Genomic DNA, 24398 nt, shown 5'->3' on the forward strand with positions numbered 1-24398 from the left:
CTTTCCCGGGACCCGCCGACGGGTGGTTTCGGGGGTCGTTCGGAGTACGGTCACCGGCATGCGCATCTCGGTGTCCTCCGACATGGCGGCCGGTGTCGCCGACGCACTGGTCGCCGACCTCCGCCGCCGCGGCCACCACGTGCTGGCCCACGGGGCGCTGAACCCCGGCGACGGCGACGACCGCGACGACTGGGCCTGGGCCAGCGAGGCGGCGGCCCGCGACGTCGCCGAGGGCCGGGCGGACCAGGCGGTGGTGTGCTGCTGGACGGGCACCGGCGCGTCGATCGCCGCCAACAAGGTGCCGGGGGTGCGGGCCGCGCTGTGTGCCGACGCCTACACCGCCACCGGGGCCCGGCGCTGGAACGACGCGAACGCGCTCGCCCTCAGCCTGCGGGTGGTCTCCGAGCCGTTGCTGGCCGAGATCCTGGACGCGTGGTTCGAGGGCAGGCCGAGCGAGGAGGCCGACGACCGGGCCAACGTCGCCCACGTCGACACCATCGCCCGGTCCTGAGTCCTTCCCGAGCGGATCCGCCCGTCCCGGCGTGCTCAGGCCGCGTCGTTGAGGGTGCGTCGTTCAGGCCGCCTCGTCCGGGTCGCGCAGCAGGGCGTTCACCTCGGCGACCTGCTCCGGGCTGAGCGGACCGTGGGCGAGGGCGCCCGCGTTGTCCTCCACCTGCGCGACCGTACGGAAGCCGGGGATCGGGATGGTCCGGTCGCCGGTGCCCCAGATCCAGGCCAGCGCGCCCTGTGCCGGCGTCCGGCCGCCGCTGCGCAGGATCTCGCGTACGCCGTCCAGCTTCGCCAGTAACGCCGGCGACGGCCGGCCGCCGTCGAACCACGGCAGCGTGGCGACCGAGCGCACGTCGTCGGCCGGAAGCCGGGAGCCCACGCCGAACTTCCCGGTGAGCAGCCCCATCGCCAGCGGCGTGCGGTTGACGCTGCTGAGGTCGTGCCGGGCGCAGGTGGCGAGCAGGTCGGTGGCCGGGCGGAACAGGTTGAGCTCGTGCTGGACCGCGGCGCAGTGGGCGCCGGCGGCGAAGAACTCGGCGCGTTCGGCGTCGTCGGTGCTCCAGCCGTACGCCCGGATCGTGCCGGCGGCGACGAGGTCCTCCAGCGTCTCCATGACGGTGAGGGCCTCGCTCACCGGCAGGTCGCCGACGTGGAGTTGGTACAGGTCGATGTGGTCGGTGCCGAGCCGCCGCAGCGAGGCCTCGCAGGCCCGCCGGATGTATGCGGCCGAGGTGTCGGTGCCCATGAGGTCGCGGCGCTCCTCGTCGTAGGTGTAGCCGAACTTCGTGGCCACCACGACCCGCTCGCGGTCGGCGCCGAGCGCGCGGCCGAGCACGCGTTCGCTGTGGCCGGTGCCGTAGGCGTCGGCGGTGTCGAAGAAGGTCACGCCGAGGTCGAGCGCGCGGCGGATCGCGCGGACCGACTCCTCGTCGTCCACCTCGCCCCAGCCGTCGGTCTGGCCGAACATCGTGAACGGGCCGCCGATCGCCCAGCACCCCAGGCCGATGGCGCTGGGTTCGAGGTCGGTGCGGCCGAGCCGCCGGGTGAGGGAGGCGCTGGTCTGCTGGTTCGTCATGCGTCCACGGTAGGAAGACGCGGACCGGGTGACCAGGCCGAAGATCGCCCACGATCCCGGACCAATTCTTGTCCCGACCCGGGTCGAACCGGGCCGCCCGCCGGGGTCGCCCCTGGCGCGGGTGGCCGGACCTGCCGGTCTACTCTCGGAGCGTGACCGAAGCCGCACGAGTCCGGTACGCCTACCTCGGCCCCGCCGGGACCTTCACCGAGGCGGCCCTGCGCACCCTGCCCCACGTCGACCGGATCGACCCCGAACCCTGCGCGACCGTCCCCGCCGCCCTGGACGCCGTACGCACCGGCGCGGCCGACGGCGCGGTCGTGCCCATCGAGAACTCCGTCGAGGGCGGCGTCCCGGTCACCCTGGACGAACTCGCCGGCGGCCATCTGGCGATCACCCGGGAGATCCTGCTGCCGGTGTCGTTCGCGCTGCTGGCCAGGTCGGGCACGCAACTGGCCGACTGCAAGCGGATCAGCACCCACCCGCACGCCGCCGCGCAGTGCCGGCGCTGGCTGGCCGCCAACCTGCCGCAGGCGGAGGTGACGCTGGCCTCGTCCACCGCCGCCGCGGCCGCCGCCGTCGCGGAGGAGGGCTCGGAGCTCGATGCGGCGGTGGCGCCCCGGATCGCCGGTGAGCGGTACCGGCTCGAGGTGCTCGCGAACGAGATCGAGGACAACGCCGACGCGGTGACGAGGTTCGTGCTGGCCACCCGTCCGGCCGCGCCCGGGCCGATGACCGGTGCGGACAAGACGTCCCTGGTGGCGTTCATCCGCGACGACCACCCGGGCGCGCTGCTGGAGATCCTGGACGAGTTCGCCGTACGCGGGGTCAACCTCACCCGGATCGAGTCCCGCCCGACCGGTGACGGCATCGGGCGCTACAACTTCTCGATCGACTGCGAGGGACACGTCGCCGAGGCCCGCGTCGGCGAGGCGCTGATGGGCCTGCGCCGGGTGTGCGCGGAGGTGCGCTTCCTCGGCTCGTACCCACGCGCGGACGGCGCCCGGATCCAGCTGCGCGGCGGCACCGCCGACGCCGACTTCCGGGACGCCGCGGACTGGCTGGCGCGGGTGCGGGAAGGCCGCGGCTAGCCGGGGCACCAGACCGCGGGGACGCCGTTCGCGCTCTGGCACCGCGGCGGGCGTGGGTCGCCGCGGTGCCGGCACGAGGACACCATGGCAGGGACCACCGACAACCGCGCGATCCCGCGCCGTCGGCTGAACGTCCCGACGGTTTCCGGACCCGCCAGTACCAGCCAGTACCCACCCCAGGCCGTCCAGGCCGGCGGGTCTGCTGAGTCGTTGCGTCAGTGGTCCGGCTCGGCGAGCCGGCGGATCATCCGGGCCAGCTGGTCGGCGTAAGCCTGGGCGAACTCCTCGGTGTTCGGGTCGGCCCCGAAGATCGCCCGCGCCATCTGGGGGAGCGCGGCGACGGCGTTCGCCGCGGCCATGAAGGCCAGCAGGAACGCGCGCGGGTCGATGTCCGCGGCAAGCTCGCCGGCCTGCCGGCGGCGTTCGATCTCGGCGACCGCGGCCGGCATCCGGGTGGTCCGGTGCTCGGTGGCGCGGGTGGTCTCCGCCTCGTCGGCCGCCACGGACAGGCCCTCCCAGGCGAGCAACCGTGCGAAGTCGCGTTCCTGGGGCCGCCGCGCGACGTATCCGCTGGTCAGCTCGGCGAGCGACTGCTCACCCTGGCCGCCGATGATCTCTTCCTCGATCTCCTGCCAGCGGCCCAGCAGGGCGTCGTACAGCCCGGCCTTCCCGCCGAAGTAGTAGGAGATCAGCTGCTTGTTGACGCCGGCGCGGTCGGCGATCTCGTTGACCCGCGCTCCGGCGTAGCCCTTGGCGGCGAACTCCGCGAGTGCCGCATCCAGGATGCGTTCGCGGGTGCGTTCCGGGTCTCGCTGCCGAGTCGCCTTCGGGGGAGTCCTCCGCGTGCCGGCCATGCCGCGGATCCTAGCAGTCGTCAACCGTACGGATGGACGTTTCATCCGTACGGTTGACAAGTTCAACTGGATGGCTGAACCTGGCGTACGTCCCCACGACCCACGAAGGAGTACGACCATGACCGCGAGCAACGCCGCCTCTCCCGTCACATCCGCCGTGTCCACCGACGAGCCGGCCCGGACGTCCGTCCTGGTGGTCGGCGGATCCCTGACCGGCCTGTCCACCGCCGTCTTCCTCGCCTGGCACGGCGTCCCGGTGGTAGTCGCCGAACGCCACCCGGACCTGCTCATGCACCCCCGGCTGCGCGGCCTGAGCCCACGCACGGTCGAGCTCTACCGCCAGGTCGGGATGGAGGAGGCGATCCTGGCGGCGAGCTACGCCCGGGCCGAGGCGTTCGAATGGATTCCGGTGAGGGCGGAGACGCTCGCCGACGAGGAGTACTCCCCGGTGGAGGGCGAGGGTGACCCGAGCCCCGAGGCCGCGAGCCCCTGCGGCCAGGGCCCGATCGACCAGGACCAGCTGGAGCTGCTGCTGCGGGCCCGGGCCCGCGAGCTGGGCGCCGACGTGCGGTTCGCCACCGAGGTCACCGAGTTCGGCCAGGACGCGGACGGGGTGACGGCCACGCTGCGGGACCTGACGTCCGGCGCGGTGACGGTGCTGCGCGCCGACTACCTCGTCGGCGCGGACGGGTGGATCAGCCCGGTGCGGACTGCCCTCGGCATCGAGGTCGACGGGCCGGGCGCGTTGTTCCACACCATCACCGCGATCGTCGAGGCCGACCTCACCCCGGCCACGCGCGGGCGCGAGGTGACCATCGCCTACCTCCAGCAGCCGCAGCCGTTCACGATCCTGATGGCGCACGACGACCTCGGGCAGCGGTGGGTGTTCGGGACGGGTTACTCACCCGAGCACGAGGGTCCGGAGGACTTCACCGACGAACGGGTGGTCGCGATGGTGCGCGCCGCCGCGGGTCTGCCCGATGTCAAGGTGACCTTGCTTCCGCAGATCCCCGGCACCGAACGCAGGGTGTTCGGCTTCGGCATCGGCGCGCAGCTCGCCCGCCGGTACGGCTCCGGCCGGGTCTTCCTGGTCGGCGACGCCGCCCACCTGATGCCGCCGACCGGCGGGCTGAACGGCAACACCGGCGTGCAGGACGCGCACAACCTCGCCTGGAAGTTGGCCGCGGTGCTGCACGGGCAGGCCGGTCCCGCGCTGCTGGACACCTACCACGACGAACGGCATCCCACCGGGCACCTCACCACGGGGCAGGCGTACGCGCGGTTCGGGAACCGGATGGGACCGGACGCGGACGTGGAGATGCTGGAGTACTCCGCGGTGGCGATGGGCTACCAGTACCGCTCCGCCGCGGTGGTCGGCGCCGGCGAGGGCGCGTCACCGTTGCCACCGGACGCGCTCGCCGGGCAGCCCGGCACCCGGGCGCCGCACGTCGTGGCCGGGCGAGGCGGTGCCGAGATCTCCACGCTCGACCTGTACGGACGGGAGTTCGTGCTGCTCGCCGGTCCGGCGGGGCAGGCCTGGACCGACGCGGCGGAGGCGGTGCAGGCCGAACTCGGCGTGCGGGTGACGGCCTACCGTTTCGGCGCCGACCTGACCGCGGCCGGCGGTCCGGAACGGCACGGGATCGGTGCCGACGGCGCGGTTCTGGTCCGCCCGGACGGCGTGGTCGCCTGGCGGTCGGTAGCGGCGCCCGCCGACGGCGACGGCCGGGCCGAGCTCGACCAGATGCTGCGCGCCGTCCTCGCCCGCGGCTGACCCCGGGCCCGGCCCCGCACCTCAGTGCCGGAAGAGGCGCACTCCGGTGCGGACGAGGCTGATCCCGTGCTCGTGGCAGGCCCGCGCCACCTCGTCGTCGCGGATCGAACCGCCCGGCTCGGCGAACCACCGCACGCCGTGCCGGGCGGCCTCGTCCACGTTGTCGCGGAAGTTCACCATCGCGTCCGACCCGAACGCGACGTCGTACGGCCGTTGGTGTCTGCGCTCCCACCACGCGTCCGCCTTCGCCCCGGCGATCCGGGTGCAGGCGATCCGGGACTGCTGGCCGGCGCCCACGCCGAGGGTGGCGCCGGCGCGGACGTAGACGACCGAGTTGGACTGGGTGTGCCGCAGGACGACCTGGCCGAGGAGCAGGTCCTCGACGGCGTGCGCTGGAAGCGACTGACCAGTTGTGTCCACGCGTACCAGCTCGGCTGTCAACCGCAGCTTGTCAGCGGGCTGGACCAGGCGCAGGCCGTGCACCTCGCGGACTTCCTCCTCCGGAGGCTCGTACGCCGGATCCATCCGCAGGACGAGGAAGCGCCCGCCCTTCTTGGCCGCCAGGATGTCAACCGCGCCTTGCTCGTACGCCGGAGCGATGATCGCGTCCGACACCTTGCGCCGCAACAGCCGGGCGAGGGTCACGTCGACGGGCGCGGAGACCGCGACGACGTCGCCGTACGACGACTGCGGATCGGTGTCGCGTGCACGCAGGTAGGCCCGTGCGACCGGGCTCAGCTCGGCGACGTCCACGGCGGACGTGGAGGCCGCCACCTCGTCCACCGGGCCGTCCAGGGCGGCACCGGCAGGGGACAGGTGCTTGATCGACGCGGCGGCGGGCCGGCCGAACAGGTCCGCCGCCTCCGCGACCAGCCGCCAGCCGGCCAGGGCGTCCAGCAGGTTGAGGTACGACGGCGCGCCGTTGACCACGTCGAGCGGCCACTCACCGGGTCGTACGGGCGTCACGGACGCGGGCAGATGGGGGTTCATGCCGTACCGCAGTTGCATCGGGTCTCCCTCGGTCGCAGTCGGATGCTGCGGACCGAGGCCCCAGGCGGTCGAGGCAGGTCCAGGCCACGACGTCGACAGGAGTCACCAGGAGTCGACGGGAGGCCGGCGCCGCTTCCCGATGGTCGGATCCATCCACGCCAGTCGCGGCGAGCCCTAACCTAGGACACGCCCGAGCCGTGTGGAAGCGCTCGAGACGGGTAGGTCCTGGACGAATTGCCCCGGTGGACCGCTGATCCGCGGATCAGGTCGCCGGGGCTCTGTCATTTTCCCGCCGTGCCCGCAGGCCCCGGCCGCGCGCAGGTGTGGGCGGGTCGATAATGCCTACGGTGAGCGATCCGTTTGCGACAGGGCAAATCCGTGACCGGGTGCTGGCCGGTTGGTCGGCGTCACCGGCGCGCTTCCGGGAGGACGCCAACGCCGAGGAGGATCTCGCGCTCGGCGGCTACCGCGACCGGCTGGTGGTCGAGCTCGCGCAGAACGCCGCCGACGCGGCTGCCCGCGCGGGGGTGCCCGGCGTCGTCCGGTTCACCCTGCGCGACGACGCTCCGGCGTGGTCGGCCTCCGGCGGACCGGTCCTCGTGGTGGAGAACACCGGTGCCGGGCTGACCGCCGACGGGGTGCAGTCGCTGGCGACTCTGCGGGCCTCCGCCAAGCGGGACGAACCGGCCGAGCCGATCGAGCCGGGCGAACACGCCGAGCAGGACGAGCAGGTCGAGTCGGCCGTCGGCCGGTTCGGGGTGGGCTTCGCGGCCGTGCTCGCGGTCACCGACGAGCCGGTCGTCCTGTCCCGGTCCGGCGGTGTGCGCTTCTCCCGCGCCGACACCGCCGCGCTGGTCGCCGAGGCCGCGCGGGCCGCGCCCGGACTGGACACGGAGGTACGCCGGCGCGGGGGCCAGGTGCCGGCCCTGCGGTTGCCGTTCCCCGCGGAGGGCGAGCCGCCGGAGGGCTTCGACACGGCCGTGGTGCTGCCGCTGCGGGACGAGGCCGCGGCGGACTTGGTACGCGAGCTGCTGGCCGAGGTCGACGACACCCTGCTGCTGGCGCTGCCCCGCCTGGACCGGATCGAGATCGACACCGGCACCACTCCCGTACGCGTGCTGTCCGACGCCGCCGCGCGCTGGCACACCGTACGCGCCGGCGGCACCTGGACGGGCGCCGAGCGCGCCACGCTGCTCGCGGACCGGCCCACCGAGGAACGCGACCGGCCGTACTGGTCGGTCCTGTGGGCGGTGCCCCGCGACGCCGCGCCGGTGGACCCGCTCGGCGGCGGGACCTCCCGCTCGGCGCTGCCGCGGGTCGTGCACGCGCCCACCCCGACCGACGAACCGATGTCGCTGCCCGCCCTGCTGCTGGCGTCGTTCCCGCTGGACCCGACCCGCCGGCACGTGGCGCCCGGTCCGCTCACCGACCGGCTGGTGGAGGAGGCGGCCGCGGCGTACGCCGACCTCGCCCGCACCCGCGCCGAGGCCGGACCCGACGGGAGCTCCGGCGCGCTCGACCTCGTACCCCTCGGTCTTCCGGCCGGCCGGCTCGACGGCGCCCTGCGCGAGGCCATCGCCCGCCGGCTCCCGGCCACACCGCTGCTGCCCTCGGCGGAGGACCCGCACCTCCTGCTGCGCCCGCGGGAGGCGGTCGTCGTCGACGACGCCGACCCGGTGCTCGTACGCACGCTGGCCTCCGTGGTCGGCGGGCTGGTCGCCCCCGAGCGCAGGCACGGCTCCGCCCTCGACGCGCTCGGCGTACGCCGGCTCCCGCTGTCGGACCTGGTGGACGAGCTCGGCGCGGTCGCCGACGCGCACCCGCCGGACTGGTGGCACGACCTGTACGTCGCCCTCGCCGGTGCCGCCGCCGACCCCGAACGCCGGGAGGCGCTGGGCGCACTGCCCGTCCCGCTCGCCGACGGCCGGGTCGCCCGCGGCGCGCGCGGCCTGCTGCTGCCCGGCGGCGCCGAACTCCCGGAGGAGACGACCGGCGTCCTCGCGTCGTACGGCCTGCGGCTGATCCACCAGCTGGCGGCGGCCGAGCCCGCGTTCGACACCCTCGAACGCCTCGGCGCGACACCTGCCGGCCCCCGGAGCATCCTCGACGACGGCGCGGTCCGGGCGGCGGTCCAGGACTCCCCGGACGCCGACGAGCCCGGCGAGGTCGCCGACGCCGTGCTCGCCCTGGTCGCCGCCGCGGTGCGCGCGGGGGAACTCCAGCCCGGCGAGCTGCCCTGGCTGGGCGACCTCGCGCTGCCCGACGACCACGGCGAGCTGGCCCCCGCCAGCGCCCTCGTCCTGCCCGGCTCGCGGGCGGAGGAGCTGTTCGACCCCGAGGACCTCGCGCCGCTGGACCGCGCGGTGTTCGAACGCTGGGGGCCGCAGGTGCTGGAGGCGGCCGGCGTGGTCGGCACCCTCGGCCTGGTCACCGCCTCCGACGTCGACCTCACCGCCCCTCCGGACGAGCTCGCCGAACTCGACGACATCGAGAGCTGGGCGAGCGAGGCCGCCGACGAGCTCGAGTCGGGCGACGGCGGCGGCACCGTGGGCGAGTTCCTCGCCGTGCGCGACGTCGACTTCGTACGCGAGGACGCCTGGCCGCGGGCGCTTGCGCTGCTGGTCGCCGAGCCGGCCCTGCGCCGGGCGCTGGTCGTCCCCGCGCGGCTGCGTGACCCGCGCCGGCCGGAGCTGGCGGCGGTGGACGTCCCGTCGTACACCGCATGGTGGATCCGCCGGCACGTGCACGTCGACGGCCTGCCGATCCCCGGGTACGCCGACCCCGACGCCGAACCCGCGATCGCCGCGCTGGCCCGCCCGGCGCCGGCGTGGCTGGCGGCGTTCGACCCGGCGGCCCGGCAGGCGATCGGCCTGGTGCGCACCGCCGACGACCTGGACAGCGACGGCCTGCGCCGCATCCTGCACCGGCTCGCCGACCCTGCCCTGGTCGTGGACGCGGCGACGATGGTGAGGCTGTGGGCGCAGCTCGGCTCGCTCGACCCGCAGCTGCTCGGCGCGGACTCCGCGCCGGAACGCGTCCGCGTCCTGGCCGGCCGGGAGACCCGAGTCGTCGACGCCGACGACGCGGTGGTCGTGGACGCGCCGATGTGGGCGCAGCGCACCGACCTGGGCGAGCACGTGGTCGCGACCGGCCAGGCCGCGGACAACCTGGCCGAACTCCTCGACCTGCCGCTGGCCTCCGAGCTCGCCGCCGGCGAGGTCGAGGGTGAGCCGGCCGACGACGGCGGGGAACGCCCGGTGCCGGAAGGCGTCCGCCTGCTGCTGCCGGAGGGACCCACGAGCTGGCGGGAGTACGACGACCTGCAGGTCGACGGGCAGTCGGTGGAGTGGTGGGTGGACGACGACGGAATCCCGCACGCGGCCACCGGCGCCGGGCTGGCCCGGGCGCTGGCCTGGGCAGGCGGGCGGTGGGACCTGCGGTACGCCGTCGCGGCCGTGCTGGCCGAACCCGACCAGCTCCCGGCGTACGTCGTGGAGGCCGCCTTCGACGAACGACCCGCCGACGAAAGCCCCGAGTAGGCGCCCGCCGCTCTAGCTGTGGCGGTCCGTACTCGGCATCCGGATGAGCAGGACGCCCGGCTCGATCTCGCACCGCAGCTCACGCCCGGACTCGATGACGTCACCGTCGAGCTGGCGGGGGCAGTCCTCCGCGGCGGTCACGACGATGCGGCGGCCGCGCCAGGTGTGCAGGCGTTCGTCCTGGTCCTTCGACCGCCGGATCACCCGCCACGCCACGTGCGGCCATTCGGTCAGCCGGCGCGGCGCCACCGCCACGACGTCCAGCATCCCGTCGTCCGGCTCGGCCTCGGGCAGGAGTTCGAGCCCGCCGTGCAGGGTGCCGACGTTGCCGACCAGGACGGTACGGGCGTACCGGCGTACCGGCGGCTCGTCGTCGACGACGATGTCCACCCGCAGCGCGGGGAAGGACAGGTTGCGCACGATGGACACCGCGTACGCCGCCCAGCCGACCCGCCGCTTGAGCTTCGCCGGCGCCTCGCCCACCACCGCGGCGTCGAGCCCGAGCCCGGCCATCACCGCGAACCGGTCGGTCTCCAGGTTGTCCCCCTCGACCCGGACGAGGTCGATCCGCCGGTCGGTGCCGGTGATCGCCACCTCGATCGCCTCCCGCAGGTCCAGCGGCAGGCCGAGGTTGCGGACCAGCAGGTTGCCGGTGCCGGCAGGCACGATTCCGACCGGCACGCCGCTGTCGGCGAGCTCGGAGCAGACCACCCGGACGGTGCCGTCGCCGCCGGCGGCGATCACCAGGTCGACCTCGGCGGCGAGCGCGGCCTTGGTCATCGCGTGGCCCGGGTCGTCCACGCTGGTCTCGAACCATTCCGGCGGCTCCCACCCGGCGCGCTGGGCCGTGCGTTCGACCTGGTTGCGGAAGTCGGTGGCGTCGTCGACCTTCGACGGGTTGAGCACCACGGCGAGGCGGCGGCGGGGGCGTTCCGGCTCGTCCTCCCCGGCCCGGCCGCGGGGGCGGCCCAGTCCGAAGGCGAGCACGGTGGCTCCGAGCAGGGCGGGCGCGAGTATCCAGGCGGCTAGCACGTCTGAAACGTAGTGCACGGACAGGGCGACGCGATCCAGCCCGACCAGCAGAATCGTCCCGCCCGCCGCGACGAACGCCGCGACCTTGCCGCGCGTACGGACGCGCAGGCGGAGCGCGACGATCACCAGCGCGCTCGCGACGAGAGCCGACATCAGGGCATGTCCGGACGGAAAGGAGTAACCGAACGGCGCCGAGACCGGCCGGGCCACCGGTGGCCGTGGCCGTGCGACCAGCGCCTTGAGGAACCACTCGAGCAGCGTGCCGACCGCCACCACGCCGATCAGCCACAACCCGAGCCGCCGGTAACCGGCTCTGATCACGAACGCCGCCACCACCACCGAGGCGGCCCGCAGGACCCACGGCTGGCTGATCGCCTGCACCACGACGAAGAAGTCGGCGAGCCCCGAGCCCGGCGTCACCACGGTCGTCCACCAAGTAGCCACCGAGCGGTCCATGCCGACCAGCGGGGACCACTGGACGGCGACGAGAACGAGGAGTACGGCGAACCCGGCGCTGCCGGTGAGCGTCGCGAACATCGCCCGGCGCTCGACCGCCCGGCTGCGCCAGGCCCGCTGCCGGGCGGCCCGGGCAGTCCGCTGCTGGGCGGATCGGCCGCTCCGGCCCGGCCGGGCGGCGGCGCGGTGGCTTCCCGGCGTCCGGCCGGCAGCGGCTGGAGCGGTCGCCCGCCCGACCGTTCCGGAACGGTCGGGCGGGTGCCCGGGGGATCCGTTCATTCCGGATTCGTCCGGCTGCGACTGCTCCGACAGGTCCTGCTCGCGTCCGTCCTGCTCCGTCTGCTCGGAGCTGTCGCTGCGGCCGGAGTGGCCGGAGCGGTCTGTGTGGTCGGAGTGGTCCGTGTGGTCGGGTGCCGGCGCGGGCGTCCCGGCGTCCCGCGCATCCGGGCGATCCGGATGGTCGGTGCCGTGCGGGCCCGGGTGGCCGTTCTTCGGCGCCGTCGCGGCCTTCGCGGCGCCGGGCACGGGTGCCTTCACACCGCGCCGGCGGCGCCGCCGGCGGACCTTGGCCCCCGTCTTGCTGCTCACGGAAAGCATGTCTACCCCGGGATCGGTGCGTTCGCAGACCGTGGGGGTGCCCGGCGCCCCGGCGCGTCCTCGCCGGCTCCGCTCCGGGGCCGTGCGCCGGACCTGCCACGCGGCGGTACGGATCTGCCCCGGAACTCACGTCGTGCCTGGCCAGCGAGTGCCTTACCAGGTAAACCGGTGGCGGAGCCGGTGGCCCACCCGCGTACTCTCGATGCCGTGATCGACCCCAAACTGCTCCGAGAAGACCCCGACCGGGTGCGCGCCAGCCAGCGGCGTCGCGGCGCCTCGGTCGATCTCGTCGACCAACTGCTCGCCGCCGACGAGCGGCGCCGGTCCTCGATCGCCTCGTTCGAGCAGGTTCGGTCCGAGCAGAAGTCCCTCGGCAAGCAGGTCGCCCGCGCCCAGGGCGAGGACAAGCAGGCCCTGCTGGCCCGCACCCGGGAGCTGTCGGCCCAGGTGAAGACGGCCGAGGCCGAGCAGACCGAGGCCGAGCGGGAGTTCCAGCAGCTGATGCTGGGGCTGGACAACCTCGTCGAGGAGGACGCCCCGCCGGGCGGCGAGGACGACTATGTCGTACTCGAGGAGACCGGCACTCCCCGCGACTTCGCCGCCGAGGGGTTCGAGCCCCGCGACCACATCGAGCTCGGCCAGCTGCTCGCCGCGATCGACATCGAACGCGGCGCCAAGGTCTCCGGCGCGCGGTTCTACTACCTCACCGGAGTCGGCGCGCTGCTGGAGATGGCCCTGATCAACATGGCCGTCGACCAGGCGCTGACCTGGGGCTTCACGCCGATGATCCCGCCGTCGCTGGTGAAGCCGCGGGCGATGGAGGGCACCGGCTACCTCGGCCAGGCCGCCGACGACGTCTATCGCGTCGAAGGGGACGACCTCTACCTCGTCGGGACGTCGGAGGTGCCCCTCGCCGCCTACCACATGGACGAGATTCTGGACGCCGACGCGCTCCCGCTGCGGTACGCCGGCAGCAGCCCGGCGTTCCGGCGCGAGGCCGGCTCCTACGGCAAGGACACCCGCGGCATCATCCGGGTGCACTGGTTCGACAAGGTGGAGATGTTCTCGTTCTGCCACCCCGACCAGGCGCGGGAGGAGCACCAGCGGTTCCTCGCCTGGGAGCGGGAGTTCTGGGACCGGCTGGAGATCCCGTACCGCGTGATCGACACCGCGGCCGGCGACCTCGGCGCCAGCGCGGCGCGCAAGTACGACATCGAGGCGTGGATCCCCACCCAGGGCCGCTACCGCGAGGTCACCTCGACGTCCAACTGCACCGAGTTCCAGTCCCGCCGGCTGGGAGTGCGGTTCCGCGACGCCGGCGGCGTACGCCCGGTGGCGACCCTGAACGGCACCCTGGTCGCGGTCGCCCGGGCCATCGTCGCGGTGCTGGAGAACCACCAGCAGGCCGACGGCTCGGTCCGGGTGCCCAAGGCGCTGCAGCCCTTCCTCGGCGGTCGGGCCCTGCTGGAGCCGCGCACGTGACTGCCCGCTCGACGACCTCGCCCGATCGGATCGCCGAGAGCTGGCGCCCCCGCCTGGTGGCGCTCGACATCGACGGAACCCTCGTCGACGCGAAGAACCGCCTGTCGCCGGTCGTGGACGCGGCCGTACGCCAGGTGGTGCGCGCCGGCGCGCACGTGGTGCTGTCCACCGGGCGCGGGCTGACCGCGACCCGCCCGCTGGCTCGGCACTTCGACCTGCCCACGCCGTACCTCGTCTGCAGCAACGGCGCGGTGACCGTACGCCTGCACCCGGAGGGGGCGGCACTCACCCACGACGGCTCGGTCGACGGCCGCGGCGTCGAGCTCGTCGACGTGGTGACGTTCGACCCCGAGCCGGTGGTGCGGATGCTGCTGTCCCGGCTGCCCGGCGTGCTCGTGGCCGTGGAGGAGCTGGGCGTCGGCTACCGCGTCAACGCGCACTTTCCTCCGGGCGAGCTGACCGGGGAGATCGAGGTGCAGTCGGTCGCCCAGCTCGTGTCCGAGCCCGCCACCCGCGTCATCCTGCGCGAGCCCAGCATCGAGGCCGAGCACTTCCTGGACATCATCGACCGCGTCGGCCTGCACGGGGTCTCCTACTACATCGGCTACACCGCCTGGCTCGACCTCGCCCCCGAAGGCGTCAGCAAGGCCACCGGGCTGGCCAAGGTCGCCGAGCGTCTCGGCGTCGACCGGGAGGACGTCCTGGCGATCGGCGACGGCGACAACGACGCCGAGATGCTGTCCTGGGCCGGGCGCGGCGTGGCGATGGGCAACGCCGCGATCGAGATCCAGCGGGTCGCCGACCACGTCACCGCGCTGCAGGAGGACCACGGTGTCGCCGTCGAGCTCGCCCGCTGGTTCCCCGACGTCACCGTGCCACGAGCTGACCCGCCCGGCGGCGGTTCGGAAGCGGGTAAGCTTCCGGCATGACGTTCCGGCACCAGGAGATGATGCGGCCCCGTTAGGGGTCGCTTCCGTGCCGTATCCACAGCCGAAGGCCCCTCGCGAGAGCGGGCCTTCGTGCATGTCGGGACCGGGCCTCCCTCGCGAGCAGACGAAGGGAACCGCCCGATGTCCGCCCGTCCGACCCCGCCTGCCCGACCGTCCGAACCTGTTCCACCTGCCCGACCGTCCCCGTCGGCTCCGCCCGCTCCGTCGGCCCTGCCGGACCGGCGCAGGCGGTTCTACGTCACCACCTCGATCCCGTACGTCAACGCCGATCCGCACCTCGGGTTCGCCCTCGAGCTCGTCCAGGCCGACGTCCTCGCCCGGCACCGCCGGCTGCGCGGTGACCAGGTGCGCTTCCAGTCCGGGACCGACGACAACGCGCTGAAGAACGTCCAGGCCGCCGAGCGGGCCGGCGTACCCACGCAGGACTTCGTGGACGCCCACGCCGCCGCGTTCGAACGCCAGCGGGAGGTGCTCGACCTCACCTACGACGACTTCCTGCGCACCAGCCGCGACCCCCGCCACCGGCCGGGTGCGGAGCGGCTGTGGCGCGCCTGCGCCGACGCGGGCGACCTCTACCGCACGCACTACGAGGGGCTGTACTGCGTGGGCTGTGAGCAGTTCTACGCCGAGGCCGAACTCGTCGGCGGGCTCTGTCCCCAGCACGAGACCCGGCCGCAGCCGGTGAGCGAGGAGAACTGGTTCTTCCGGCTGTCCCGCTACCGGCAGCAGCTGCTCGACCTCTACGCCAGTGGGCGGTTGCGGATCGAACCCGCCGTCCGCGCGAACGAGGTGCGCGCCTTCGTCGAGGCCGGCCTGGCGGACTTCTCGATCTCCCGGTCGGTGGGCCGGGCCCGCGGCTGGGGTGTGCCAGTGCCCGGCGACCCGAGCCAGGTGATGTACGTCTGGTGGGACGCGCTCGGCAACTACGTCACCGGCCTGGACTACGGCGACGGTCCGGACGTGCCGGCGTTCCGCACCTGGTGGCGCGGTGAGGACGCCGCCGACGCCCGCCGGGTGCACGTCATCGGCAAGGACATCCTGCGCTTCCACGCGATCTACTGGCCGGCCATGCTGCTGTCGGCAGGGCTGCCGCTACCCACCGAGATCCTCGTGCACGACTTCCTCACCGCGAACGGCCGCAAGCTGAGCAAGTCGCTCGGCACCGTGGTCGACCCGGTGAAGCTGACCGAGGAGTACGGCACCGACGCGTTGCGCTGGTGGCTCACGGCCCGGGTGCCCAAGGTCGGCGACACCGACTTCACCGTCGACCGGCTCGTGGACGTGGCCAACCAGGACCTCGCCGGCGGGATCGGCAACCTCACCCAGCGGGTGGTGAGCATGGTGCACCGCTACCGCGCCGGCGTCGTACCCGTCGCTTCCGCCGCTTCCGGTGCTTCCGGTGCTTCCGGTGCTTCCGGCGTACGCGAGGACTCCGCCGGCACCGCACTCCTCGGCGAGGCGAACGCGTTGCCGGGCCGGATCGACGAGGCGCTGGCGGCGTTCGACCTGCGCGCCGCGACCCGGGCGGTGCGTGAGGTGATCGCGCAGGCCAACCGGTACGTCGAGGACACCGCACCGTGGACGCTGGCCAGGGCCGAACGGGCCGGCGACCGGGACGCCGGCCGGCGGCTCGGCGTGGTGCTCGGCGTTCTCACCGCGACCGTCCGCGCGATCGGTGCCGAGCTCGCGCCGTTCGTGCCCACGCTGGCCGAACGCGTGCTCACCCAGGCCGGGTCCGGGGTGCCCGGCGAGCGGCTGCCTGATCCGGAGGCCGTCTTCCCGCGGCTGGAGGTGCGGCCCGAGGTGTGGAAAGAGGTCCCGGCGAGGTGACGGCCAAAGGCGCGGCCGGGGCGGCGGTACGACGGCGAGGGCGGGTTGCGGGACGGGTTCGCCGGGTGGATTAGAGTTCCGACTCGTGCCCAGATTCCGACGTGCGTTCGCCCTGGTCGCCTGCTGCGCGCTGGCCGTCGCCGGTTGTGGTTCCAGCGACGACGACTCGGCCGGTGTGAAGCCGGCCAAGTCTCCGGCCAAGGTCGCCGCGACCAGGCCCGCGAAGCCCGCGAAGACGCCGACGCCGACGCCGACGCCGACGCCGAAGACGGCCGCGGAGCTGAAGGGTGCGATCGGCAAGATCGTCCTCACCGACAAGGAGATCGGCCACGACGTCGAGATCCAGAACCAGGACGACAGCCTGACCACGCCGACGAACGACATCTGCGGCCGGAAGTGGGCCGGCGACAAGAAGCGGCTCGCCCGCAACCAGGACTTCTTCTGGGAGTCCGGCAAGTCCGCGTCGCTGGTGGTCAGCGGCGAGGCTGTCGCGTACCAGCCCGGCACGGGTGCGAAGGCGCTGACCGAGATCCGGCGCGCGGTCGGCGACTGCGACGGCTGGAAGCACGACCAGGGGCAGATTCGCGACGTGACCGTGGTCGACCCGCCGTCGGGCGCGCTCAAGGGCGCGTTCGCGTGGCGCGGGGTCGACGCCCGCGACGGCGAGAAGTACTCCTACCTCGCGGTGTACCAGGCCGACGGTGACCTGCTCAGCGCCGTCTACGTCTGGGCCGGCAGCCGGTCGCGAGCCCGGGAGATCGCCGGCCAGGTCGTCCCCAAGGTCGCCGACCGGCTCGAGAACGCCGCCAACTGACCCGGCCCACCCGACCGGCGCACCCGACCGGCGCGTTGACCCGGACCCGGGCGTCCCCTCCGTGGCGGGCCGCTCTGGGAGGATGGGCCGGTGACCGTACCGCCGCATCACCTGCCGTCCAGCCCGCCCCGACTCGTCGTCAGCGACCTCGACGGGACCCTCCTGCGTTCCGACGGGACGGTCTCGGACCGCACCCGCGCCGCGCTGGCCGCGGCGGAGGAGGCCGGCGCGACGGTGGTGTTCGCGACCGGGCGGCCGCCGCGCTGGATGCGTCCGGTGGCCGAGCAGACCGGTCACCGGGGGATCGCGGTCTGCTCCAACGGCGCCCTGGTCTACGACCTGCACCAGGAGCAGGTGGTCCAGCGGTTCCCGCTGTCCCCGGAGATCGGCCGGTCGGTGGTGGACTCGATCAGGTCGGCGATCCCCGGAGTGTCGTTCGGGGTGGAGTCCGGCGACCGGTTCGGCCACGAGCAGGCGTACGCCATCGACGGCGACATCGCGAGTGAGACCTACGTCGGAGAGATCGCCGACCTGCTGGGCCAGCCGATGGTGAAGCTCCTCGTCCGCCACGACACCTACCACCCCGACGAACTGCTGGCGATGGCCCGGAAGGCGGCCGGTCATCTGGTCGAGCTCACCCACTCCAGCCAGGTGGGCCTGCTGGAGATCTCCGCACAGGGCATCTCAAAGGCGACGACGCTGGCCGCGCTGTGCACCGAACGCGGGATCGATCCCACGGAGGTGGTGGCGTTCGGTGACATGCCGAACGACCTGGCCATGCTGGCCTGGGCCGGAACGGCGTTCGCGATGGCGACCGCGCATCCGGAGGTGCTGGCCGCGGTCGAACGCCGCTGCCCGTCCAACGACGAGGACGGCGTCGCGCACGTGCTGGAGAGCATCTATCTGTGAGCAGGTGGCACGCCGGTGCCGGCGTGCCACCGTCGTCCGGGCCCGCGGCGAGGCGCCCCGCTCAGAGGTACATGCCTCCGGGGCGCTCGGCCTCCGGCGGAGCGGGCTGCATCTGCGGCGGGAGCTGGCTGCCGGGCGGAAGTGAGCGGCGCATCTGTTCCAGCTGGGCCCGGGCCGCCATCTGCTGGGCGAACAACGCCGTCTGGATGCCGTGGAACAGGCCCTCCAGCCAGCCGACCAGCTGCGCCTGGGCGACCCGAAGCTCCGCCTCGGAGGGGACCACGCCCTCCTCGAACGGCAGCGAGAGCCGGCTGAGCTCGTCGACCAGCTCGGGGGCGAGGCCCTTCTCCAGCTCGGCGATCGACGACTTGTGGATCTCGCGGAGGCGCTGCCGGCTCGCCTCGTCCAGCGGTGCTGCCTTGACCTCGTCCAGCAGCTGCTTGATCATGCTGCCGATCCGCATCACCTTGGCCGGCTGCTCGACCAGGTCGGTGACCGAGCGCTCGTCGTCCTCGTGCGGCTCACCGTCCGGGTCGTCCCCCCGGGGCGGGCCCTCCACGGCCATGCCGTCGGGCCCGACGATCACGACTCGGGGCGATTCCTCGCTGCCGTAGGGGTGGTCGGAGCCGGTCGCACCGGCGTCGGAGGCGAAGAAGGGGTCGGTCATGGCCCCCATCCTTACCCCTCCGGGCCGCAGACGCGAGGGCACCCCCGGACCAACGGGGGAGGCCTGCGGGTGGGGTGTCTCAGGCATGTGGGTCGGTGTGGCCGGTCGAGCGGCCTCGCGATGCGGGGCGTTCGGCGTCACCGGATCTGCGGAGGCGTTCGGCCCGGCGACGGGCGACCTCGGCGCGAATGCGGATGCGGGCGAGTCGCTGAGCCCTTTGCGTGTAGTCGATGTTCATTCCGCTCACCCGCCTCGTCGTCGGTGCGCCCTCGCGCGCCCGTCTCGTGCCGCGACGGGGCCAGGATGGCCTTCTCCGGTCGGCCGTCTCGGGTCGGCCGGCCGCCGCGGGTTACAGGTTGGGACGGGCTGAACGGCGCCACGGTTGCCTCCCCGCCCGGATTTTTTACGTTTGTCCGTTTTCGTGGGCAGTCGACGACCGTTCGGCACCGCTCGACGGAGGTTCGGTGCCGACGAGGTCCCGGATTGGCGGCGGCGCGGTCCGGCGCGGTTCCGGTGTGGTGCCGACCTGGTTCCGGCCTGGGGTCGGCCTGCTACTCGCCGCGGACGGCCAGCAGTACCTTGCCGACCTGTTCGCCGCGGTCGAGGATGCCGTGCGCCTCCGCCACCTGGTCGATCGGCACCACCTGGTGGACGACCGGGCGCAGGTGCCCGTCGGCGACCAGCGGCCAGACGTTCTCCCGCACGCTTGCCACGATGGCCGACTTCTCCGCCACGGGCCGGGCACGCAGCCCGGTCGCGAGGACGGCGGCCCGCTTGACCAGCAGCCGCGCCAGGTCGAGCTCGCCCTTGCGGCCGCCCTGCATTCCGATCACGACCAGCCGGCCCTCGGTGGCCAGCGTGGTGACATTCCGGTCGAGGTAGGGCGCGCCCACGATGTCGAGGATCACGTCGGCGCCGTGCCCGTCGGTGGTTTCGCGTACGACCTCGACGAAGTCCTGCTCGCGGTAGTCGACGGCGACGTCGGCGCCCAGGTCGCGGCACACCTCGCACTTGGCCGGCCCGCCCGCCGTGGCCAGCACCCGCGCACCGAGCGCGGTGGCCAACTGGATCGCGGTGGTGCCGATGCCGCTCGCGCCGCCGTGCACCAGGAGGGTCTCCCGAGGCTGCAGCCCGGCGAGCATGAACACGTTGGACCACACCGTGCAGACCGCCTCCGGCAGCGCGGCCGCCTCGATCAGGCTCACGCCCTCGGGCCGGGGGAGCACCTGGCCCGCGGGCACCGCGACCTTCTCGGCGTACCCACCGCCGGCCAGCAGCGCGCACACCTCGTCCCCGACCGCGAATCCCTCGACGTCCGGGCCCACCGCGGCGATCCGGCCCGAGCACTCCAGCCCGAGGAGGTCCGAGGCGCCGGGCGGGGGCGGGTAGTTGCCCTGGCGTTGCATGACGTCGGCGCGGTTGACGCCGGCCGCCACGACATCGATGACCACCTCGCCGGCGGCGGGTTCGGGCTCGGGCACGTCCCCGAGCCTGAGTACCTCCGGACCACCCGCACCCTCGAGTACGACTGCACGCATCGTTCGGCTCTCCTCCCGGTCGGCCGGCTTGTCGCCCTACCCGGTCGTTATGCGGTTCGTTCGGCGTCCTGACACCTGGAACGTGTCTCGAGGCGTGCCGGTCGGCCTTGGCGATCTAGCCGGCCTGGCCGTCGGAGTCCTTGCCGCCCCTGGCAGCGGAGCCCCTGGCGCCGGAGCCGCCCGGGCCGTTGGGTCCGCCGGGCACGTCCGACCCGGCCGGCCTGATCGGCCCGACCTCCTCGGCGTCGCCGGACTCGTCGTGGGCCTCGTGTTCTCCGCCGGGCCGGGGCGCCCACGGAAGCTCCTCCGCGGGCCGGACCACGATCACCCGGTCGCCGCGCAGCAACTGCGAGACGGTCGGGTCGAAGTAGCGGTAGACCTCGCCGCCGCGGACGACGGCCACCGCCACGTCGTCCAGGTTGCGCGGCGAACGTCCCTCCTCGCGGGGGAGTACGGGACGCTCGGCGACCTCCATGCCCTCCCCGTAGCTGAGCAGGTCCTCCAGAACCGTGCCGAGCGCGGGGCTGACCGTGGACAGGCCCATGATCCGGCCCACCGCGTCGGAGGAGGTGACGGTGACGTCGGCGCCGCTCTGCCGCAGCAGCCGGATGTTCTCCGCCTCCCGTACCGACACCACCACCGTGGCGCTGGGGTTGAGCTGGCGGGCGGTGAGCGTGACCAGGACCGCCGTGTCGTCGCGGTGGGCGGTGACGATGACGCGGGAGGCGACGGAGACCTCGGCGCGCCGGAGCACGTCGGCCCGGGTGGCGTCACCGACCACCCCGCTCAGGCCGGCGGCGTTCGCCTCGGCCACCGCCCCTGCCGACGCGTCGACGACGACGATCCGGTCGGCGGGAATTCCGCCGTTGACGAGGGTGTCGATCGCGCTGCGGCCCTTGGTGCCGTACCCGACGACGACGGTGTGATCGCGCAACCTGGTCCTCCATCGCGAAATGCGCCACTGCTCCCGGCTCCGCGTGGCCAGGACCTCGAGGGTCGTGCCGACCAACACGATAAGGAACGCGATCCGCAGCGGCGTGACGAGCAGGACGTTCGTGAGCCGGGCCTGCGAGGTGATCGGGGTGATGTCGCCATATCCGGTGGTGGTGAGGCTGACGGTCGCGTAGTACAACGCGTCGAGCACGCTGAGTGACCCACCCGCGGTGTCCCGGTAGCCGTCCCGGTCGACGTAGACCACCAGCACCACCAGGGCCAGCAGGCCGAGTGCTGCGGCGGCCCGGATGGCGATCTGGCGAAGGGGCGGGACGTAACTCTCGGGGAGGCGCACTTCACCGAACAGGTGCGGCGCCGCGCGGTTGGGACGCTGCGGAAGTGACATGGCGGCAATGACAGTAGCGCCAGGCGAGTTCGGTCAGTCCGCCGAGCCGGTCTCCGTCCACCGCTGCGCGAGCTCGCGGGCCAGGTCGACACAGGCCGCGAGGTCGGCCGGCGAGCCGCCCCGCGCAGCGGCGGCGTACCCCACCAGGAACGTCGTCAGCGGCGCGGCCGGCCGGTCGACGTTGTGCGCGGCGTCGCGGGCCAGGTCGAGGACGGTGTTGATCAGGTCGGCGTCGACCACCGGGTGCACGCCGGTCTCAGCGTCTTCGGCTGCGTCGGCGGGCTTGGCGGCGTCGGCGGAGTCGGCGGCCAGCGCGGTGGTGAGCTGGTGGGCCCAGTCGAGGAGCATGGGTGGCCTTTCGGTGCTTTCGGGGGGAGTACGGGCGAGCCGGTCGGCGGCGGCGAGGTCGTCCGGGTTGTCGCAGTCGCGGGCCGCGCGAGGTGAGCGGATTTCCGCGCACCTCAGGAGGGTGGTGAGCCGGCGGGCGGGCTGGTTCCGCGGGTCGCCGGTCTCGGCCAGCACCCGGTCGACGGCGGTACGCCGGTAGGCCGCGGCCAGCGGCTGCGTATGCCCGGTCCCGTCGGTCAACGTGACCGCCTCCACGTCCGGGGCCCCGGTCGTCGGCCCGGTCGTCGGCCCGGTCGTCGGCCCGGTCTGCAGGCCGGCCACGAGTTGGGCCACCACGTCCGCGTCAAGCAGGGGCATGTCGGCGGCCAGCACCACCACGACGGGCGCGGCGCCCTCCCCGAGTCCGGCGGCCACCGCCGCGAGCGGGCCCGAACCGGGCGGGTCCTCCCGCGTCCAGCGCGGGCGTACGGGAAGGCTCGGGTCCACCGGACGCCGCGGGCCGACCACCGTGACCGACGCGGCGCCCACGCAGGCGGCGAGCACCCGGTCGAGCATCGTCCGGCCGCCGACCGGAAGCAGCACCTTGTCGGTACCGCCGAACCGGCGCGCGCCGCCACCGGCGAGCACGATCACGTCGTACGCCGCACCGTGCGCCGCCGGCCCGTCCGCCGCCCGTCCGTCCGTCCGATCGCCCGCCGCGGATGTGGTCACGGGGTCGAGTGTGACACCAGCACGCGGCAGACTGGCGGGGTGCGCATCGCCCTGCTGCAGTTCTCCGCCACGCTGGACAAGGAACGCAACCTCGCCGAGATCGGGCGCCTCGCCAGGTCCGTCTCCGGCGACCGCGCCGCCGAACGGCCCGCCGTCGTGGTGTGTCCCGAGGCGAGCATGTGCGACTTCGGCCCGGCCGACACCGTGCTCGCGGAGTACGCCGAGCCGCTGGACGGCCCGTTCGTACGAGGTCTCGCCGACCTCGCCGCCGAGCTCGGCGCGGTCATCGTGGCGGGCATGTTCGAGCGCGTCGCCGACGACCCGGGCCGGGCGTACAACACGCTCGTGGTCGTACGGCCGGACGGTTCGCTCGCCGCGACCTACCGCAAGATCCACCTGTACGACGCGTTCGGCTACCGCGAGTCCGACCGGCTGGTGGCCGGTGAGCCGGAGCCGGTCACCGTCCCCGTCGGCGACCACCGGCTCGGCCTGCTCACCTGTTACGACCTTCGGTTCCCGGAGTTCGCGAGGGCGCTGGTCGACGCCGGGGCGGACGTCCTGGTGGTGCCGGCCGCCTGGATGCACGGCCCGCTGAAGGAGGACCACTGGGTCACGCTGGCGCGGGCCCGGGCGATCGAGAACACGAGCTATGTCGCCGCCTCCGGGCAGTGTGGTCCGGCGTACTCCGGGCACAGCATGCTGGTCGATCCGATGGGTGTCGTGGTGACGTCCCTGGGCGAGCAGGTGGGTGTGGCGGCCGGCGACGTCGACGCCGAACGCCTGGCGCAGGCGCGCACGCGCAACCCCACGCTGCGGCACCGCAAGTTCACTGTCAGTCCGCAGAAGTGAACCGCGAGTGACGGAATCCTTGCCAAACATCCCGAAAGTCAATGTCTGAGGTAAAAATGGGCTCCCGGCACGCCTGATCCACTTCGTCACCTCTAAGGTCTGTGCTGGCAAAAAGCTGATCAAGGTCAGGACAGGCTGGGGGGCTCGTCTCCTAAAGGGGTGTGCGACAGATGGCCGTGACGAGCGTGAGTCGTCGGCTACGAGTGCTCGGAGTGCCGGTCGACGCCGTCGACATGCAGGGCACGTTGAACTGGGTCGAGGAGCGGGTCGCCAGCCGCGAGAGCGGCACCCACCTGTGCGTCAACGCGGCGAACGTCGTGCGCGCGCACGACGACCCCGACTACCTCGCCGTCCTCGAGCGCGGTGACCTGATCGGATCGGACGGCCAGCCGTTCGTCTGGGCCGCCCGCGCCCTCGGCCAGCCGCTGCCGGAGCGGGTCGCCGGGATCGACCTGATGGAGCAGGTGCTCGACCGCTCCCGGGAGACCGGTTGGCGGGTCTACCTGCTCGGCGGCCGCGACGAGGTGGTCCGCCGGCTGGCCGGTCAGCTCAGTGCCCGGGGCGTGCGCATCGTCGGTCACCGCGACGGCTACTTCGGCCCCGACGACGCCACCCGCGTGTGGGACGAGGTGCGGTCGGCCGACCCGGACGTGGTTTTCGTCGGGATGCCGACCCCCTCCAAGGAGCACTTCATCATCGAGGGCGCCCACCAGGCCCGGGTGCCGGTGTGCATCGGCGTGGGCGGCAGCTTCGACGTGCTGGCCGGCGACCTGCGCCGGGCGCCGGCGTACATGCAGCGGCTGGGACTGGAGTGGTTGTTCCGGCTGCTGCAGGAGCCCCGCCGGCTGTTCACGCGGTACGCCGTGACCAACACGAGGTTCCTCGCCCTGGTCCTGCGGGCGATGGTGCGCCGGACCCGGACCGCGCGCGGCTGATCGTTTCGGACTGATCGTCACCGGCTGATCCTTTCGAGCTGATCGTCACGGGCGAGGGCCTCGCGGACGGATAACGGGTGGGCCGTCCGCGAGACACCCCATACGATT

The 24398-nt window shown here is 73.6% G+C and carries 19 protein-coding genes; 11 read left to right on the forward strand and 8 right to left on the reverse strand.

Annotated elements, in window-relative coordinates; translation table 11 throughout:
- Window positions 1-58 precede the first annotated feature (58 nt).
- A complete protein-coding gene (locus tag FHR37_RS27360; RefSeq protein ID WP_092884040.1) occupies window positions 59-511 on the forward strand; it encodes an RpiB/LacA/LacB family sugar-phosphate isomerase in 453 nt (150 codons plus the stop codon).
- A gap of 63 nt (window positions 512-574) precedes the next feature.
- On the opposite strand, the gene FHR37_RS27365 is transcribed toward FHR37_RS27360, so the two are convergent.
- Window positions 575-1585 (reverse strand): aldo/keto reductase, encoded by a 1011-nt coding sequence (locus FHR37_RS27365; protein WP_092884041.1) that lies wholly within the window; start codon window positions 1583-1585, stop codon window positions 575-577.
- A 152-nt stretch (window positions 1586-1737) separates the two neighbouring features.
- Here FHR37_RS27365 and pheA point away from each other — a divergent pair, with 152 nt between their 5' ends.
- Complete coding sequence (pheA, locus tag FHR37_RS27370) at window positions 1738-2676, forward strand: prephenate dehydratase (RefSeq protein ID WP_092884042.1); 939 nt, start codon at window positions 1738-1740, stop codon at window positions 2674-2676.
- A gap of 215 nt (window positions 2677-2891) precedes the next feature.
- On the opposite strand, the gene FHR37_RS27375 is transcribed toward pheA, so the two are convergent.
- On the reverse strand, window positions 2892-3530 hold the full coding sequence (locus tag FHR37_RS27375; RefSeq protein ID WP_092884043.1) for a TetR/AcrR family transcriptional regulator: 639 nt from the start codon (window positions 3528-3530) through the stop codon (window positions 2892-2894).
- Between the two features lie 118 nt (window positions 3531-3648).
- On the opposite strand from FHR37_RS27375, the gene FHR37_RS27380 reads away from it, so the two are divergent.
- A complete protein-coding gene (locus FHR37_RS27380; protein ID WP_202884570.1) occupies window positions 3649-5304 on the forward strand; it encodes an FAD-dependent monooxygenase in 1656 nt (551 codons plus the stop codon).
- 21 nt (window positions 5305-5325) lie between these two features.
- On the opposite strand, the gene FHR37_RS27385 is transcribed toward FHR37_RS27380, so the two are convergent.
- The gene (locus tag FHR37_RS27385; RefSeq protein ID WP_092884044.1) at window positions 5326-6312 is read right to left on the reverse strand and encodes a 5-aminoimidazole-4-carboxamide ribonucleotide transformylase; all 987 of its coding nucleotides are present in this window, start codon (window positions 6310-6312) and stop codon (window positions 5326-5328) included.
- A 329-nt stretch (window positions 6313-6641) separates the two neighbouring features.
- Here FHR37_RS27385 and FHR37_RS27390 point away from each other — a divergent pair, with 329 nt between their 5' ends.
- Window positions 6642-9833 (forward strand): sacsin N-terminal ATP-binding-like domain-containing protein, encoded by a 3192-nt coding sequence (locus FHR37_RS27390; protein ID WP_202818134.1) that lies wholly within the window; start codon window positions 6642-6644, stop codon window positions 9831-9833.
- Window positions 9834-9845: 12 nt separating this feature from the next.
- Here FHR37_RS27390 and FHR37_RS27395 read toward each other — a convergent pair whose 3' ends face one another.
- Window positions 9846-11909 (reverse strand): diacylglycerol kinase family protein, encoded by a 2064-nt coding sequence (locus FHR37_RS27395; RefSeq protein ID WP_139239003.1) that lies wholly within the window; start codon window positions 11907-11909, stop codon window positions 9846-9848.
- Between the two features lie 216 nt (window positions 11910-12125).
- On the opposite strand from FHR37_RS27395, the gene serS reads away from it, so the two are divergent.
- The 5 genes from serS to FHR37_RS27420 all read left to right on the forward strand — a co-directional run bounded on the left by serS (window position 12126) and on the right by FHR37_RS27420 (window position 17903).
- Window positions 12126-13400, forward strand: a complete 1275-nt coding sequence (serS, locus tag FHR37_RS27400; protein WP_092884106.1) for a serine--tRNA ligase — start codon at window positions 12126-12128, stop codon at window positions 13398-13400.
- Window positions 13397-14329, forward strand: a complete 933-nt coding sequence (locus FHR37_RS27405; protein ID WP_237768851.1) for an HAD family hydrolase — start codon at window positions 13397-13399, stop codon at window positions 14327-14329. The genes serS and FHR37_RS27405 overlap by 4 nt, the downstream gene beginning before the upstream one ends.
- Before the next feature lie 141 nt (window positions 14330-14470).
- A complete protein-coding gene (locus FHR37_RS27410) occupies window positions 14471-16180 on the forward strand; it encodes a methionine--tRNA ligase (RefSeq protein WP_092884047.1) in 1710 nt (569 codons plus the stop codon).
- A gap of 85 nt (window positions 16181-16265) precedes the next feature.
- Window positions 16266-16994, forward strand: a complete 729-nt coding sequence (locus FHR37_RS27415) for a hypothetical protein (RefSeq protein ID WP_092884048.1) — start codon at window positions 16266-16268, stop codon at window positions 16992-16994.
- 90 nt (window positions 16995-17084) lie between these two features.
- Window positions 17085-17903, forward strand: a complete 819-nt coding sequence (locus tag FHR37_RS27420) for an HAD family hydrolase (RefSeq protein ID WP_237768852.1) — start codon at window positions 17085-17087, stop codon at window positions 17901-17903.
- A 61-nt stretch (window positions 17904-17964) separates the two neighbouring features.
- On the opposite strand, the gene FHR37_RS27425 is transcribed toward FHR37_RS27420, so the two are convergent.
- The 4 genes from FHR37_RS27425 to FHR37_RS27440 form a co-directional block, all read right to left on the reverse strand.
- Window positions 17965-18570 carry a bacterial proteasome activator family protein gene (locus FHR37_RS27425; RefSeq protein ID WP_092884049.1) on the reverse strand — a complete coding sequence of 202 codons (606 nt, stop codon included), beginning with the start codon at window positions 18568-18570 and terminating at the stop codon, window positions 17965-17967.
- Window positions 18571-19121: 551 nt separating this feature from the next.
- On the reverse strand, window positions 19122-20108 hold the full coding sequence (locus FHR37_RS27430; RefSeq protein ID WP_092884050.1) for an NAD(P)H-quinone oxidoreductase: 987 nt from the start codon (window positions 20106-20108) through the stop codon (window positions 19122-19124).
- Window positions 20109-20223: 115 nt separating this feature from the next.
- On the reverse strand, window positions 20224-21447 hold the full coding sequence (locus FHR37_RS27435; protein ID WP_092884051.1) for a potassium channel family protein: 1224 nt from the start codon (window positions 21445-21447) through the stop codon (window positions 20224-20226).
- Window positions 21448-21480: 33 nt separating this feature from the next.
- Window positions 21481-22506 (reverse strand): NTP transferase domain-containing protein, encoded by a 1026-nt coding sequence (locus tag FHR37_RS27440; protein ID WP_092884052.1) that lies wholly within the window; start codon window positions 22504-22506, stop codon window positions 21481-21483.
- Between the two features lie 39 nt (window positions 22507-22545).
- On the opposite strand from FHR37_RS27440, the gene FHR37_RS27445 reads away from it, so the two are divergent.
- Window positions 22546-23355: a carbon-nitrogen hydrolase family protein gene (locus FHR37_RS27445; protein WP_092884109.1), complete on the forward strand. Its 810-nt coding sequence runs from the start codon at window positions 22546-22548 to the stop codon at window positions 23353-23355.
- A 170-nt stretch (window positions 23356-23525) separates the two neighbouring features.
- Window positions 23526-24290: a WecB/TagA/CpsF family glycosyltransferase gene (locus tag FHR37_RS27450; protein WP_092884053.1), complete on the forward strand. Its 765-nt coding sequence runs from the start codon at window positions 23526-23528 to the stop codon at window positions 24288-24290.
- Window positions 24291-24398: the final 108 nt, after the last annotated feature.

The organism is Actinopolymorpha cephalotaxi (assembly GCF_013408535.1).
In the GTDB taxonomy this organism is placed as follows: Bacteria; Actinomycetota; Actinomycetes; order Propionibacteriales; family Actinopolymorphaceae; genus Actinopolymorpha; species Actinopolymorpha cephalotaxi.

What these genes read in the sequence shown, in the direction of transcription:
- FHR37_RS27360 (WP_092884040.1), top strand. Translation starts at nt 59, where the DNA reads ATGCGCATCTCGGTGTCCTCCGACATGGCGGCCGGTGTCGCCGACGCA.
- FHR37_RS27365 (WP_092884041.1), bottom strand. Translation starts at nt 1,585, where the DNA reads ATGACGAACCAGCAGACCAGCGCCTCCCTCACCCGGCGGCTCGGCCGC.
- FHR37_RS27375 (WP_092884043.1), bottom strand. Translation starts at nt 3,530, where the DNA reads ATGGCCGGCACGCGGAGGACTCCCCCGAAGGCGACTCGGCAGCGAGAC.
- FHR37_RS27380 (WP_202884570.1), top strand. Translation starts at nt 3,649, where the DNA reads ATGACCGCGAGCAACGCCGCCTCTCCCGTCACATCCGCCGTGTCCACC.
- FHR37_RS27385 (WP_092884044.1), bottom strand. Translation starts at nt 6,312, where the DNA reads ATGCAACTGCGGTACGGCATGAACCCCCATCTGCCCGCGTCCGTGACG.
- FHR37_RS27410 (WP_092884047.1), top strand. Translation starts at nt 14,471, where the DNA reads ATGTCCGCCCGTCCGACCCCGCCTGCCCGACCGTCCGAACCTGTTCCA.
- FHR37_RS27425 (WP_092884049.1), bottom strand. Translation starts at nt 18,570, where the DNA reads ATGACCGACCCCTTCTTCGCCTCCGACGCCGGTGCGACCGGCTCCGAC.
- FHR37_RS27430 (WP_092884050.1), bottom strand. Translation starts at nt 20,108, where the DNA reads ATGCGTGCAGTCGTACTCGAGGGTGCGGGTGGTCCGGAGGTACTCAGG.
- FHR37_RS27435 (WP_092884051.1), bottom strand. Translation starts at nt 21,447, where the DNA reads ATGTCACTTCCGCAGCGTCCCAACCGCGCGGCGCCGCACCTGTTCGGT.
- FHR37_RS27450 (WP_092884053.1), top strand. Translation starts at nt 23,526, where the DNA reads ATGGCCGTGACGAGCGTGAGTCGTCGGCTACGAGTGCTCGGAGTGCCG.